The organism is Salinimicrobium sediminis (genome assembly GCF_900215295.1).
Lineage (GTDB): Bacteria > Bacteroidota > Bacteroidia > Flavobacteriales > Flavobacteriaceae > Salinimicrobium > Salinimicrobium sediminis.
The window spans coordinates 801571-816692 of record NZ_OCMF01000001.1; the positions used below are offsets into that span (position 1 = coordinate 801571).

General features: G+C 43.2%; 15 protein-coding genes. 6 read left to right on the plus strand and 9 right to left on the minus strand.

Translation table 11 applies throughout. The features are described 5' to 3' along the window. Position 1: 1 nt before the first annotated feature. From rnc to CRO16_RS03700, 3 genes are read right to left on the minus strand one after another with little or no spacing between them, the layout of a single operon-like run. Positions 2–739 carry a ribonuclease III gene (rnc, locus tag CRO16_RS03690; RefSeq protein WP_097054979.1) on the minus strand — a complete coding sequence of 246 codons (738 nt, stop codon included), beginning with the start codon at positions 737–739 and terminating at the stop codon, positions 2–4. A gap of 6 nt (positions 740–745) precedes the next feature. Beyond that, the gene (gene fabF, locus CRO16_RS03695; RefSeq protein WP_097054980.1) at positions 746–1999 is read right to left on the minus strand and encodes a beta-ketoacyl-ACP synthase II; all 1254 of its coding nucleotides are present in this window, start codon (positions 1997–1999) and stop codon (positions 746–748) included. 17 nt (positions 2000–2016) lie between these two features. Continuing rightward, positions 2017–2253, minus strand: coding sequence for an acyl carrier protein (locus CRO16_RS03700; protein WP_013069791.1), 237 nt, complete (start codon positions 2251–2253; stop codon positions 2017–2019). A 147-nt stretch (positions 2254–2400) separates the two neighbouring features. Between CRO16_RS03700 and purN the strand changes: the two genes are divergently transcribed. The 4 genes from purN to CRO16_RS03720 all read left to right on the plus strand — a co-directional run bounded on the left by purN (position 2401) and on the right by CRO16_RS03720 (position 6421). Next, positions 2401–3003 carry a phosphoribosylglycinamide formyltransferase gene (gene purN, locus CRO16_RS03705; protein ID WP_097054981.1) on the plus strand — a complete coding sequence of 201 codons (603 nt, stop codon included), beginning with the start codon at positions 2401–2403 and terminating at the stop codon, positions 3001–3003. Further along, positions 2996–3478 carry a ribonuclease HI gene (gene rnhA / locus CRO16_RS03710; protein WP_097054982.1) on the plus strand — a complete coding sequence of 161 codons (483 nt, stop codon included), beginning with the start codon at positions 2996–2998 and terminating at the stop codon, positions 3476–3478. Before purN ends, rnhA begins: the two co-directional genes overlap by 8 nt. A gap of 57 nt (positions 3479–3535) precedes the next feature. Continuing rightward, entirely contained in the window at positions 3536–4459 is a 924-nt protein-coding gene (locus tag CRO16_RS03715) for a PfkB family carbohydrate kinase (protein ID WP_097054983.1), read from the plus strand. 63 nt (positions 4460–4522) lie between these two features. After that, a complete protein-coding gene (locus tag CRO16_RS03720; RefSeq protein WP_097054984.1) occupies positions 4523–6421 on the plus strand; it encodes an amidophosphoribosyltransferase in 1899 nt (632 codons plus the stop codon). Positions 6422–6714: 293 nt separating this feature from the next. Here the strand turns inward: CRO16_RS03720 and CRO16_RS03725 are convergent, their stop codons facing one another. The 6 genes from CRO16_RS03725 to CRO16_RS16090 all read right to left on the minus strand — a co-directional run bounded on the left by CRO16_RS03725 (position 6715) and on the right by CRO16_RS16090 (position 11029). Beyond that, entirely contained in the window at positions 6715–7968 is a 1254-nt protein-coding gene (locus CRO16_RS03725; protein WP_097054985.1) for a sodium ion-translocating decarboxylase subunit beta, read from the minus strand. A 29-nt stretch (positions 7969–7997) separates the two neighbouring features. Continuing rightward, a complete protein-coding gene (locus CRO16_RS03730) occupies positions 7998–8426 on the minus strand; it encodes a biotin/lipoyl-containing protein (RefSeq protein ID WP_097054986.1) in 429 nt (142 codons plus the stop codon). 12 nt (positions 8427–8438) lie between these two features. After that, the gene (locus CRO16_RS03735) at positions 8439–8804 is read right to left on the minus strand and encodes an OadG family transporter subunit (protein WP_097054987.1); all 366 of its coding nucleotides are present in this window, start codon (positions 8802–8804) and stop codon (positions 8439–8441) included. Between the two features lie 9 nt (positions 8805–8813). Then, positions 8814–10373 (minus strand): acyl-CoA carboxylase subunit beta, encoded by a 1560-nt coding sequence (locus tag CRO16_RS03740; RefSeq protein WP_097054988.1) that lies wholly within the window; start codon positions 10371–10373, stop codon positions 8814–8816. A gap of 16 nt (positions 10374–10389) precedes the next feature. Further along, a complete protein-coding gene (mce, locus tag CRO16_RS03745) occupies positions 10390–10800 on the minus strand; it encodes a methylmalonyl-CoA epimerase (protein ID WP_097054989.1) in 411 nt (136 codons plus the stop codon). Between the two features lie 61 nt (positions 10801–10861). Beyond that, positions 10862–11029 (minus strand): hypothetical protein, encoded by a 168-nt coding sequence (locus tag CRO16_RS16090; protein WP_179670479.1) that lies wholly within the window; start codon positions 11027–11029, stop codon positions 10862–10864. Positions 11030–11582: 553 nt separating this feature from the next. Between CRO16_RS16090 and CRO16_RS03750 the strand changes: the two genes are divergently transcribed. Further along, positions 11583–12968 (plus strand): methylmalonyl-CoA mutase subunit beta, encoded by a 1386-nt coding sequence (locus CRO16_RS03750; RefSeq protein ID WP_097054990.1) that lies wholly within the window; start codon positions 11583–11585, stop codon positions 12966–12968. Between the two features lie 4 nt (positions 12969–12972). Next, positions 12973–15108: a methylmalonyl-CoA mutase gene (gene scpA / locus CRO16_RS03755; RefSeq protein WP_097054991.1), complete on the plus strand. Its 2136-nt coding sequence runs from the start codon at positions 12973–12975 to the stop codon at positions 15106–15108. The last annotated feature ends 14 nt before the right edge of the window (positions 15109–15122 follow it).

Consider the following 15122-nt stretch of genomic DNA (forward strand, 5'->3'; position numbering starts at 1 on the left):
TTTAAGAAGGTGTAATTTTTGCCTGGAAAGCATAGTAAGCTCTTTTTGATGCCTTTTCTTCAGCTTTCTTTTTAGAAGTTGCACGGGCCTTGGCCACCACACGACCTTCAATTCGAAGTTTTACAGCAAAATGTTTTAATTCATCCTTTCCTGTATCTTCATAGATCTCAAAATTGAAATCCTTTTTCTCTTTTTGACACCATTCGATCAAAAGCCCTTTATAACTTATTACAGTTCCTTCAAGTTGTTCTATATCTACATAAGGCTCGATCACCCGCTCAAAAATGAATTTTTTGACGTAGCGATATCCGCGGTCGAGATAAATTGCCCCGATTAAAGCCTCAAAAAGGTTACCGTGAATATTTGTTCCAAATTGTTCGGTAGAAATATTGGTCTGGATGTGTTTAATCAGATCAAGATCTTTACCGAGTTCATTCAAATGTTTGCGGCTAACAATCTTTGAGCGCATTTTGGTAAGATAACCTTCATTTCCGCCGGGAACTTCATTAAAGAGATGGGAAGCTATTACTGCACTTAGCATGGCATCTCCCAGGAACTCCATACGTTCAAAATTTATAGCATTCCCTTCGGCGTCCTTCTGGTTGAGGGAACGATGTGTAAAAGCCTTTTTATAATAGGAAATATTGCGGGGTTTAAAACCCATGATCCGGGTTAATTCCACAAAAAAATTCCCGCCTCTGGAAGAGCGGGAATTTAATATGTTTCTTATAACACTCATGTAATCCTATTCATCAAGCTTCCTAAAAAGCACGCATGCATTATGCCCTCCAAAACCAAAGGTATTGCTCATCGCTACTTTCACCTCTCTCTTTTGTGCCTTATTCAGGGTAAGATTTAGTTCGGGATCGATATTCTCATCGGGAACCTCGTGGTTTATGGTTGGCGGCACCACTCCGTGTTGCATTGCTAAAATAGAGGCAATCGCTTCAACAGCTCCTGCAGCACCTAACAGGTGACCTGTCATGGACTTGGTGGAGTTGATATTGATGTTCTTTGCGTGCTCGCCGAAAACCTTTTTTATTGCCTTTAGTTCGGCCACATCCCCAAGCGGTGTAGATGTACCGTGGGTGTTGATATGGTCTACATCTTCAGGATTAAGTTCGGCATTTTTAAGACAGTTCTCCATCACAGCAACCACTCCTATTCCTTCAGGATGTGGGGCAGTCATGTGATAGGCATCAGATGATAATCCGCCTCCAACAACTTCAGCATAGATCTTTGCGCCTCTTGCTTTAGCATGCTCGTATTCTTCAAGAATCAGAGCGCCGGCACCTTCTCCTAACACGAAGCCATCCCGGGTCGCATCAAACGGTCTTGAGGCTGTTTCGGGGCTTTCATTCCTTGTAGACAGAGCATGCATGGCGTTAAAACCACCCATCCCTGCAGGAGCCACCGCAGCTTCACTCCCCCCGGTAACTATGACATCGCTATAGCCAAGTCTAATGGTATTCAAGGCATCGATAAGCGCATTGGCTGCCGAAGCACAGGCCGAAACTGTTGTATAGTTAGGCCCCATAAATCCATGTTTAATGGAAATATTTCCGGGTGCGATATCGGCGATCATCTTAGGAATAAAAAAAGGGTTGAAACGCGGAGTTCCATCGCCCTTTCCAAAAGCCAGTACTTCATCCTGAAATGTTTCCAGCCCACCAATCCCGGCTCCCCAGATCACTCCAACGCGGAGTTTATCAACGGTTTCGAGATCTAGACCCGAATCTTTAATAGCCTCATCTGAGGCTACTAAAGCATACTGGGCAAACTTATCAAGCTTTCTGGCTTCCTTGCGATCAAAATAATCTTCAACTTTGAAGTTCTTGATCTCACAAGCGAATTTAGTCTTGAATTTTTCGGTGTCAAAATAGGTAATTGGGGCAGACCCGCTTTTACCATTGACTAAACCTTCCCAGTACTCTTCAATATTATTTCCAATTGGGGTAAGGGCACCTAATCCAGTTACTACAACTCGCTTTAACTCCATAAGGATATGTTACTTTTTTATTTTTTTGCGTCTTCAATATAAGAGATGGCCTGACCAACAGTAGCGATATTCTCTGCCTGATCGTCTGGGATCTGGATATCAAATTCTTTTTCGAATTCCATGATCAACTCTACTGTGTCTAATGAATCAGCGCCCAAGTCGTTGGTGAAGCTAGCTTCGTTTACAACTTCATTTTCGTCAACGCCTAATTTGTCAACGATAATCGCTTTTACTCTTGATGCAATGTCTGACATAACTTGTGTTTTTAATTTTAATTAAGTGGCAAAAATAAAAAACTTTATTTTAAAACCTGTTTTTACTTTAAAAATGTGAATGTAAATTACATAATTTCCGCATAAAGCAATTATTTTTACCTGCTAATAATTGTTAAGACACCTCAATTGCCTACCGCTCAAAATCCTCCACAAAAGAAAATAGTGATCTTCGCCTCGGGCAATGGATCTAATGCAGAGAATATCATTAAATATTTCCATTCCAAAGGTACGGCCAGGGTGGTAGCGGTATTCTCGAATAACCGAACTGCAAAAGTTTTGCGACGGGCGCATGATCATGAGGTAAAGGCACTGCATTTTGACAGGGAGGCACTTTATGAAACCGATGAGGTACTGAATCTCCTGAAGGACATGAATCCCGATCTTATTGTGCTGGCGGGATTTTTGTGGATCTTTCCAACAAAGATACTTAAGCGTTTTCCTAACAAGGTGATCAATATTCACCCCGCCCTGCTTCCTAAATACGGCGGAAAAGGGATGTATGGCATGAATGTGCATAAGGCAATTCATGAACAGAAGGAAGTAGAGACCGGAATAAGCATCCATTACGTCAATGATAAGTACGACGAGGGAAAAATGATATTTCAGGCCACCACCTCCATAAAACCTCAGGATACTGTGGAAGATATTGCCGAAAAGATCCATCAGCTGGAGCAGGATCATTTTCCGGAGGTAATTGAAAAACTTTTATTCCCTTCAGAAAATGCATAATGCGCAGGTGCATATCTATACCGATGGGGCAGCAAGGGGAAATCCCGGCCCCGGCGGCTACGGAATTGTGATGGAATGGGTGGGAAAACCTTATCGCAAAGAATTCTCCAAGGGCTTTAAACATACCACCAATAATCGCATGGAACTGCTTGCGGTGATCGAAGCCCTAAAAAAACTGAAGAATACTGATACTACAGTTGTGGTCTTTACCGACTCCAAATATGTCGCCGATGCCGTAGAAAAAGGCTGGGTCTTCAACTGGGAGAAAAAAGGTTTTAAGGACCGGAAAAATGTAGACCTGTGGATAGATTTTTTGAAGGAGTACCGAAAGCACAAGGTTAAGTTCAAATGGATCAAAGGGCATAATGAACACCCACAAAATGAACGTTGTGACCAGCTGGCAGTTGAAGCTTCCAAAGGAAACAGGCTTACCATTGACACAGGATTTGAAGATGGTTCAAAAAGCCTTTTTTGAGTACTAAGGCTTGAAAAACAAAACCGTATATTTGCAGCCTAATTCTAAAAAACTATAATGAATAAGTTATTAATAGTGGGTACGGTCGCCTTTGATGCTATCGAAACCCCTTTTGGTAAAACAGATAAGATTCTTGGTGGAGCCGCCACTTATATAGGACTTTCGGCTGCACAATTCGATATAGAAAGCGCAATTGTTTCGGTTGTGGGAGATGATTTTCCGCAGGACTACCTTGACCTTTTGAAGAATAGAAATATTGACATCACAGGTACCGAAATCGTAAAAGGCGGAAAGACCTTTTTCTGGAGTGGGAAGTATCATAATGACCTTAACTCCCGTGACACCCTTGATACTCAGCTTAATGTACTGGCTGATTTTCAACCTGTAGTTCCCGAAGATTTTAAAACTCCGGATATTGTAATGTTGGGCAACCTGCATCCCCTGGTTCAGCTGAGTGTGCTCGAGCAGCTTAAGAGACCAAAGCTGGTCGTGCTGGACACCATGAATTTCTGGATGGATAATACGTGGGATGACCTCATGAAGGTAATTGAAAAGGTTGATGTGCTTACCATCAATGATGAGGAAGCCCGCCAGTTAACAGAAGAATATTCCCTTGTAAAAGCGGCAAGAAAGATTGCCAAAATGGGACCGAAATATGTGGTGATCAAAAAAGGAGAACATGGAGCTCTGTTGTTCCATAACAATCAGATCTTCTTTGCACCCGCCCTGCCTCTGGAAGAAGTTTTTGATCCAACCGGTGCGGGAGATACTTTTGCGGGAGGATTTACCGGATATCTTGCCCACACCGGCGATATATCTTTTAAAAATATGAAGAATGCAGTGATCTATGGATCTACTCTAGCCTCTTTTTGTGTGGAGAAATTCGGAACAGAAAGAATGCAGGACCTTAAAAAAGAGGAGGTGCATGAGCGTCTGGAAGATTTTAAATCTTTAACCCAGTTCCAGATCAAACTTACTTAATATCTACGCCCTGTAATTTCAGGGCTTTTTTTGTGACTAACGCAAAGTCTATAATACAAGTCTATGAGTGATGCTTTAAAACACGAATGCGGAATTGCCCAGTTACGGCTGTTAAAACCTCTTGAATACTACAAAGAGAAATACGGCACGGCCTTTTACGGGGTGAACAAGATGTACCTGATGATGGAAAAGCAGCATAACCGCGGGCAGGATGGCGCCGGGTTAGCAAGTATAAAACTTAACACGCAACCGGGAGACAGGTATATAAGCCGTATTAGGTCAAATGCCGCACAACCCATTCAGGATATTTTTGCACAGATCAATGAACGAATCAATGAAGAGATCAAACTACATCCCGAATATGCCGAAGATGTAGCGCTGCAAAAAAAGCATATCCCATACCTTGGGGAGTTATTTTTGGGTCACGTGCGATATGGCACCTTTGGAAAGAACAGTGTGGAGAGTGTTCACCCTTTTCTTAGGCAGAACAACTGGATGCACAGAAATCTTATCGTTGCCGGAAACTTTAACATGACCAATGTTCACCAGTTATTCAATAACCTGGTGGAGCTGGGGCAGCATCCAAAAGAAAAGGCAGATACAGTGACTGTGATGGAAAAGATCGGGCATTTTCTGGACGATGAAGTAAGAAAACTATATAAAAAATTAAAAAACGAAGGCTATACTAAGGTGGAAGCCTCCCCACTAATTGCTGAACAACTCAAAATTGCAAAGATCCTTAGAAAATCAGCCAAGAACTGGGATGGAGGATATGCTATGGCCGGACTTTTAGGTCATGGAGATTCTTTTGTCCTCAGGGATCCTGCAGGAATTCGTCCGGCTTATTATTACAAAGACGACGAGGTGGTGGTCGTGGCTTCAGAAAGACCTGTGATCCAGACCGTGTTCAATGTGGAGTTTGACAAGGTGGAGGAATTACCTCCGGGACATGCTATTATCACCAAGAAGAACGGGGAAGTAAGGATCAAGCAAATCCTTGAACCTTTAGAGAGAAAGGCTTGCTCCTTCGAACGTATCTATTTCTCCCGCGGAAGTGACGCCGAGATCTACCGCGAACGGAAAATGCTCGGAAAGCTCCTGATGCCCGAAGTTCTAAAGGCTATTAACCACGATACGATCAATACCGTGTTCTCCTTCATTCCCAATACCGCCGAAACCTCATTCTACGGAATGGTGGAAGCTGCACAGGATGAACTCAATAAGCAAAAGAACGATACTATTCTTGCTGAAAAAGAAACTCTTACCGATGCCCGTTTGCAGGAGATCCTAGCCCACAGGTTAAGGACCGAAAAGATTGCCATTAAAGATGCCAAGCTGCGGACTTTCATAACCGAAGACAGCAGCAGGGATGATCTCGTAGCTCACGTTTATGATGTAACATACGGGGTGGTAAAGCCCGAAGATAACCTGGTGATCATTGATGACAGTATTGTGAGGGGTACTACGCTAAAGAAAAGTATCCTGAAGATGATGGATCGCACCAATCCAAAAAAGATCATCGTAGTGTCTTCTGCCCCACAAATACGTTATCCCGATTGTTACGGAATTGACATGGCAAGGCTGGAAAATCTTGTGGCATTCCAGGCGACACTGGAATTGCTTAAGGAAAACGATCTCTATCACAAGGTGGAAGAGGTGTATCAAAAATGTAAGCAGCAGGTAGAACTGGAGGATAGTGAAGTACAGAATTTTGTAAAGGAGATCTATGAACCTTTTACAGATGAACAAATTTCTGATAAAATCGCCGAGCTGCTTAGCCATGAGAGCATTAAAGCTGAGGTAAAGATCATCTTTCAAAAAGTTGAAAATTTGCATAAAGCCTGTCCAAAGAACCTGGGAGACTGGTATTTTACGGGGGATTACCCCACCTTTGGAGGAAACAGAGTGGTGAACAGAGCTTTTATTAATTTTTATGAAGGCAGCACAGAAAGGGCCTATTAAAAATAATATTTCCTACAGGTGTTTCAGCTATTGTGTAGTTCATCTAATAAGTGAGTCGTTTATCTAAAAACATATTATTGAGAAATAATAATATCTACTTTTACAGAGCCATAACATAAGTAGGTTAAGTTCATGGTAGATTTGGGGCAAAAAAGGTGGAGCTTTCCACCTTTTTTATTTGGTAAAAACTCATCTTTTATTTCCGGACCGTTCTCCTTCCGCAATACCCCCCGGTTCAATATTTTCTGCTTCAGGTAAAAATTATTTTTTTACGATTCTGTCCCTCCGGGATTCTACATTAAGAAGCTTATCATAATACCTGCGGCTACAGCCGAACCAATTACTCCGCTTACATTGGGGGCCATAGCATGCATAAGCAAATGATTGGAGGGATCACTTTTTATCCCTTCCTGCTGCACTACCCTGGCGCTATCCGGTACTGCAGAAACTCCGGCGGCACCAATTAAAGGATTGATCTTGTTCTTTTGACTGAGGAACAAATTCATCACTTTGGCAAAAATGAGCCCTCCGGCAGTGGCGATAATAAAAGAAACTGCACCCAATGCAAAGATCTTAATGGAATTCGCAGTAAGAAAGACACTTGCCTGAGTAGAAGCTCCCACGGTTACCCCCAGTAAAATAGTAACTATGTCGATCATTTTTGTGCGGGCGGTATCGGCCAAACGATCTGTCACGCCACTTTCTTTTAAAATGTTTCCGAAGAAAAGCATCCCGAGCAGAGGAATTGCAGAAGGAGAAATAAAAGTGGTGAGCAGCAAACCTACAATGGGAAAAAGTATCTTTTCCGTCCTTGAGACGGCACGTGGCGGTTTCATTCTTATGAGGCGTTCCTTTTTAGATACCAGGAGCTTCATTATTGGAGGTTGTATTACCGGCACCAGAGCCATATAGGAATAAGCAGCAATTGCAATACTCCCGATGAGATGAGGCGCAAGTTTTGCCGATGCAAAGATAGCAGTGGGCCCATCTGCCCCTCCAATGATGGAAATAGCTCCTGCTTCGTGGATCTCAAAACCTAAAGCTACAGCACCAATAAAGGTCCCAAAAACCCCCACCTGGGCAGCAGCTCCTAATAACATCAACCGCGGATTGGAAATAAGGGAAGAAAAATCGGTCATTGCGCCTATTCCCAGAAAGATCAATGGAGGATAGATACCCTGTGTCACCCCAAAATACAGGTAATTAAGCACTGAGCCCGATTCGTAGATACCCACGCCGGCACCTGCCGGGAACGGAATATTCCCCAGGAGAATTCCGGTCCCTATTGGGATAAGCAACAAAGGCTCATAGTGAAACCTTATGGCAAGGTAAATGAAAAACAAGCCCACGGCGATCATTATAAAGTTACCAAGGCTGGCATTTGCAAATCCGGTATATTCCCAAAATTGCCTTAGTCCTTCTGTAAGACTTCCCGATTCTTCAGAAATTTTTAGGGTAAGGCTTTGGGCCATTAGTTCCTGCCCCATTAGTAAGGGAATAAGGTAAAGTATACCCAGAATTACAATAACAGTAAGTAATTTTTTCACGATAAGAGTTTTAAGTATGGAAACCTTTACTAGCCTATTACCAGGAGCAGGTCATTTTGCAGCACTGCATCTCCCTCTTTTACTTTTATTTCCTTGATCACTCCCGCCTGGTCTGCCAGAACATCATTTTCCATCTTCATGGCTTCAAGGATGAGCAGAGAATCTCCTTTTACGACAGTATCTCCTACCTTGACCTTAAGCTTAAAAATACTGCCGGGTAAAGGTGCCTCCACCGGGAAGCCACCCGTAGAGGCTTTCTTTGTGATATTGCCTTCTCCAGGTTGCCGCACTACGCTCTCCCGAACCAATTTGGGCGTCTTGGCAGGCTTTTTCTTCTCCTGATGGATCTCAACCAGATATTCTGTACCATTTACCTGAATAGTTGCCTGTTCATCTTCAAACTCTTTAATATCGACGGAATATTTATTGCCATTTATGGTGAATTCAAACTTCTTCATGTCTCTACTGTTTTACCGCGGGTTATTATTGACTCCGTAGATCTTGGAGCTCCAGGGAGAATATGTGCGGGCAACTCTTTTTATGGTGATCACGCCGCTTTCTTCATCGTGCTGTTCCTTGAAATAAAGGGTGAGCGCCATCCCAATGGCTGCGCTTATTTCGCCCGATAAGTACTGATCTTCCTCATTTCCATTATCGGCCTTCATCTTCTTTATCAACACCTTCACCTTTTTCCCTGTGACCACGTCAAGAATTAAAGGCATTTTATTAAACAGGAACATGAGCAGGAGAAGAGCCAGGAACACCACGGTATATCCCACTCCTGTGATGATCCATATTTGCGCCCAGTCAGTGGCCGTTGTTGCAGTTTCTTGCATAACAATTAATTATAAAGGTATGTTACAGTGCTTTTTTGGCGGATTAGTAAGCTTTTTTGTCTGAAGCGTCTGCAAACCTCTTATCACTCTAAACCTTGTATTTCTCGGTTCGATCACGTCATCAATATAACCGTAAGCTGCAGCCTCATATGGATTGGCGAATTTTTCCTTGTATTCTTTCTCTTTTTCGGCCTTGAACTTTTCCCTTTCTTCAGGATCTTCTATTGCGTTCATAGCTCTTCCTTCAAGTACTTCAATCGCTCCCGAAGCTCCCATCACAGCAATTTCCGCGGAAGGCCAGGCATAATTAAGATCTCCCCGAAGCTGTTTACAGCTCATCACGTCATGTGCTCCCCCATATGATTTTCTAAGAGTGATTGTGATCTTGGGAACTGTAGCCTCTCCATATGCAAACATTAGTTTTGCACCGTGAATGATGATCCCGGCATATTCCTGTCCGCTTCCGGGTAAAAATCCCGGCACATCCACCAGGGTAAGGACGGGAATATTAAAGGCATCGCAGAAACGCACAAATCGGGCAGCTTTTCGGGAGGCATCACTATCCAGAACTCCGGCCAAAAAGTTTGGTTGATTAGCCACGATCCCTATAGATTGGCCATCCATTCTTCCAAAGCCAACAATAATATTCTTGGCGTAATTTCTATGGACTTCCAAAAATTCTCCTTCATCGATAATACTGTAGATCACCTCCTGCATGTCATATGGCTGGTTGGGATTATCGGGAATAATATTATTTAGAAAGTCATCCCTCCTATCAATAGGATCGTTATTGCTGACAAGAGGAGCCTCTTCCAGGTTGTTCTGCGGAAGGTAGGACAGCAACTTTCTTATGAGCAACAAACCGTTCTCTTCACTGGAAACCTTAAAGTGGGATACTCCCGATTTGGAAGCATGAACATTTGCCCCACCCAGGTTGTTGACCGAAATCTCCTCTCCTGTGACGGTTTTGACCACTTTAGGGCCGGTGACGAACATATAGCTGTTCTCTTCGGTCATCATCACGAAATCGGTTAGGGCGGGAGAATAGACCGCACCCCCTGCACAGGGTCCAAAAATGGCAGAAATTTGGGGTATTACTCCCGATGCTAAAATATTGCGCTCAAAGATCTCTGCATAACCTGCAAGAGACGTCACCCCTTCCTGAATACGGGCACCTCCGCTATCGTTGATCCCAATAACCGGTGCTCCCGCTTTCATAGCCATATCCATGATCTTACAGATCTTTTGGGCAAAGGTTTCAGATAGAGAACCCCCAAAGACCGTGAAATCCTGTGAGAAAACATAAACCACACGACCATCTATGGTACCATGACCTGTAACCACTCCGTCACCCAGCACCTTATTCTTTTCCATGTCGAAATTAGTACACCTGTGAGTGACAAACATGTCGAATTCCTCGAAGCTGCCTTCATCCAGAAGAATATCTATCCTTTCACGTGCCGTTAATTTTCCTTTTTCATGCTGGGCGTCTATACGTTTTTGGCCGCCTCCCAAACGGGCTATTTCCCGTTTCTTGATCAATTCGTTAACCTTATCCTGACCTGACATCTATTCGGGGATTTAATTATTGTTTCGGTTGTTCGCAGAGTTCTGTCAACACCCCAAAGGTGGATTTGGGGTGTAAAAAGGCGATATTAAGCCCTTCTGCTCCTTTTCGTGGGGTGGTGTCTATAAGTTTTACATCTTTTTGATCTAATTCGTTCAGACGTTCCTGTAGACCTTCTACGGCAAAAGCAATATGATGTAAGCCCTGACCCTTTTTTTCAAGGAACTTTCCAATAGGTCCTTCGGGATCTGTTGACTCCAGCAGTTCAATTTTAGTTTGTCCCACTTTAAAAAAGGCGGTTCTCACTTTTTGATCCTTTACCTCTTCTATAGAATAACACTTTAGTCCAAAGGCTGTCTCATAAAAAGGAATGGCCTGTTCAAGGCTTTCCACTGCAATACCTATATGTTCTATATGCGTTGGTACCATGTTGTTTCGATTTTTTATTTGAATTAAGAGCAAAAAAAATCGCCAATAAGGCGATTTTCGTTTATTCTAAAGTTGCTAAACAGTTTTCTTCAATTTCTTCTTCAGCATCGGCAGGACCATTGATGAACAACCCGAAGGTGATCAACAAAATGTACAGTGAATTTTTTACTTTTTGAAGGATAAAAAACAACTGGAAACGAGTCAAAATTTGCCTCTCCAACAGGTTCATTTTAGTGTTAATTTTTCTATAATAAAGATAGTGAAGATTCGATTAAAAAGACTTTAAAATTTGTTGAATTTTTTAGAGAAATAACGCAATCGTTGTAGTAATAGCAAGGCCTACCAAAGGGTCCGAATTAAAACTTATGCGGGTAAATATCAACAAAAATTCCTTCTTAAAGAATGATAAAAATCATCCTTATTTTGAACCTTTTTAAAACCCATATGGTTAAATTTACAGGAGAGTTTTTTATGGGATTTTTTCTGAAGAAAATCAGGAGAAAAAAACGGATTTCTTGCCCGGGCTTTTCCTGAATTTTTCCGGAAAATCAATTTAAAGCCTCTCCTAAATTCAGATGGTGAACTTCGTTTTACAACATTCAAAAAAGCTGAAGCCCGCTACCCCCCGTTGCAGCCAAACATGCTTTTTGTCTCAGATCTTGCAAGCAACCCAAATAACATCTTCAAAACTCCACCTTTTAAAGGATCATGTAAGCTATCCCTGTTTCAGCATGCAGGGAACTGGTCCATAATTAATCATGCAGTAATGCAACTTTAGAATCATGAAGGAATTATTATTTCAAAAATTTCCGCAGGTGACAGCAAACCAATGGAAACAGCAGATCGAAGCCGACCTTAAAGGTGCCGATTATGATGAGAAATTAATTTTTAACTCCCTGGACGGGATTTCAGTAAAACCCTTCTATACTTCCGAAGATCTTACCGGAAGAATTCAACTCCCGCCACCAAAGCCCTGGAATATCTGTGAAAAGATCGCAGTTGAAGATGCAGGGCAGGGCAATAAAAAAGCCAGACAGGTATTGGAAAAAGGTGCAGAAAGCCTGTGGTTCCTTATTCCTTCTGAAACTATTGATCTGGAGTTACTTTTTGATGGACTTGACCTCTCTACGATTCCCATATACCTGGAACTGCAGTTTCTGTCTTCGGAATACGTCCAAAAACTTGGTAAATTTTTGGCAGAAAAGAATGCCGAAGTGTATTTGCAGACTGATATCCTGGGGCATCTATCCCGCACAGGAAATTGGTTTTTTGACCGGGAAAAAGATTTTCAAATTTTAAAGTCGATAGCTGCCGCTTCTAACTTTAGCTCTGTTTTTGCTATTGATCTTTCGCACTTTCAGAATGCCGGCGCCAATATTCCGCAGCAACTGGGATTGGCAATGGCGATCCTAAAGGAGTACCTGAATATAATCTTTCAAAAAAGGAATTTATCGAAAGGTTTCTCCCCGCAGTTCCTTGTCGCAGTTGGCAGCAATTACTTCTTCGAAATAGCCAAGATTCGAGCCCTTCGCAGACTTTATAGACTCATGGCTAAGGAAAACGACCTACCGGAAAAATGCGTAATTCTCGCACAACCCTCTTTTCGGGATAAAACCTTATACGATAACAATGTCAATCTCCTTCGTACTACAACTCAAAGTATGAGTGCAATCCTGGGAGGAGCAGATGCAGTCTATAATACCCCGTATGACGCCATTTTTAGGAGAAACGGGGAATTCGGAGAGCGAATTGCCCGCAACCAATTGCTCATCATGAAGCATGAGGCTTATTTTAAAAGAGTCGCCAATCCCGCAGATGGTGCCTACTATATTGAAAGTCTCACCTCTCAGTTTACTGAAGCTGCTTTGAAAGTTTATCATGATATCGAAAGGGAAGGTGGATTTTTAAAGCTTTTACTGAACGAAAAAATTCAGACGCAGGTGGCGGAAAGTGCAGCAAAGGAGCAGGAACTTTTTGACAAGGGAGAATTGATCCTCGTAGGTACCAACAAATTTTCAAATCCGCAGGATCTCATGCAAAAAGAACTGGAACTGAACCCTTTTAGGCAGGAAGCTTCAGGAGAAACCATTATCAGGCCTATACTTCCGAAGAGACTGAGTGAAAAACAGGAGCAGGAAAGGCTTCAAAAAGAACAACTTGATAGCTAAGATCATGAAAAATAAATTTCAGCAAAATATGTCATTTTTGGATCCTGAAAAAGCAGGAGATACTGCCGTGGCTCAAGATACCACCGGAGAAAAAGGAGCGGGAGGAGACGCTAAAATATACTCCGGGAAGGATCTGCAAGACCTGGAACATCTTGGGTTTGCCGCAGGAATTCCTCCCTATTTACGAGGTCCCTACAGCACCATGTATGTCATTAGGCCATGGACCATACGCCAGTACGCAGGATTCTCTACTGCCGAAGAAAGCAACGCCTTTTACCGCCGCAACCTTGCAGCAGGTCAAAAAGGACTTTCCGTAGCCTTTGATCTGCCCACCCACCGCGGGTACGACAGTGACCATGAAAGAGTCGTAGGCGACGTGGGAAAAGCCGGGGTGGCCATCGATTCTGTGGAAGATATGAAGATCCTTTTCGACCAGATCCCGCTGGACCAAATGTCGGTTTCCATGACCATGAACGGTGCAGTATTACCTATTCTCGCATTTTACATTGTGGCAGCCGAAGAGCAGGGAGTAAACCCCGAACTGCTTTCGGGAACCATTCAAAATGACATTCTAAAGGAGTTTATGGTGAGGAACACCTATATCTATCCTCCCACACCTTCTATGAAGATCATTTCAGACATTTTTGAGTACACCTCCCGCCATATGCCCAGATTCAACAGCATAAGTATTTCCGGATACCATATGCAGGAGGCAGGTGCAACCAGTGAGATCGAACTCGCCTACACCCTGGCAGATGGTTTAGAATATATTCGCAAAGGCCTCGGGGCAGGAATGGATATTGACAGTTTTGCCCCACGTTTATCCTTCTTTTGGGCAATTGGACTCGATCATTTTACTGAGATCGCAAAAATGCGTGCCGCAAGGATGCTTTGGGCAAAGCTGGTAAAACAGTTCAATCCAAAAAATGAAAAATCCCTGGTCTTAAGGACCCACAGCCAAACCAGCGGCTGGAGTTTGACAGAGCAGGATCCATTCAACAACGTTGCCCGAACCTGTATAGAGGCAGCAGCAGCGGCATTTGGCGGCACTCAAAGTTTGCATACCAATGCTTTGGATGAAGCCATTGCTCTACCCACAGATTTCTCTGCCAGGATAGCCAGGAATACGCAGCTGCACCTGCAGTACGAAACGCAGATCACCCGAACCGTTGACCCCTGGGCAGGTAGTTACTATGTGGAAAGCCTTACCAAAGAGATAGCTGAAAAAGCCTGGGCACTCATCCGGGAAGTTGAGGAACTCGGCGGAATGACAAAAGCTATCGAAGCAGGAATTCCGAAGATGCGAATAGAGGAAGCTGCTGCAAAAAAGCAGGCGAGAATAGATAGTGCGCAAGACATTATCGTGGGCGTGAATAAATTCCGAAGAGAAACTGAAGATCCCATAGTCACTCTCGAAGTTGACAACCAAACGGTAAGAAAACAGCAGATCGAGCGTCTTGAAAAAATTAAAGCTGAAAGAAATTCTGAAAAAGTAAAAGCTGCCCTGCAAAACCTTACTGAAGCTGCACGTACCAATGATAAGAATCTGCTGGCGCTGGCTATAGAAGCCGCCCGCGATAGGGCAACATTAGGTGAAATAAGCGATGCTTTGGAATCCGTTTTTGGAAGATATAAGGCACAAATCCAATCTTTTAGCGGTGTGTATTCAAAAGAGATGAAACAGGATCCTACTTTTATAAAAGCGCGTGAAATGGCAAATCTTTTTGCTGAACAGGAAGGTCGCAGGCCACGCATCATGATCGCAAAAATGGGACAGGACGGCCATGACAGAGGCGCCAAGGTTGTTGCCACAGGATACGCTGATGTTGGTTTTGACGTGGATATTGGGCCTCTGTTCCAAACTCCTGCCGAAGCTGCCAGGCAAGCGATGGAAAACGACGTTCACATTCTTGGAGTATCTTCTCTTGCCGCCGGGCATAAAACCCTGGTGCCACAGGTGATAGAAGAACTTAAGAAACACGGCCGGGAAGTTATCATGGTAATCGTAGGAGGGGTAATTCCCTCTCAGGACTATCAATTTCTTTTTGATGCCGGTGCAGTTGCTGTTTTTGGCCCGGGCACCAGAATAAGTGAAACTGCAATTCAGCTTCTGGAGATCCTAATCGACGAAGAAAAATAAAGGTTTAATTATTA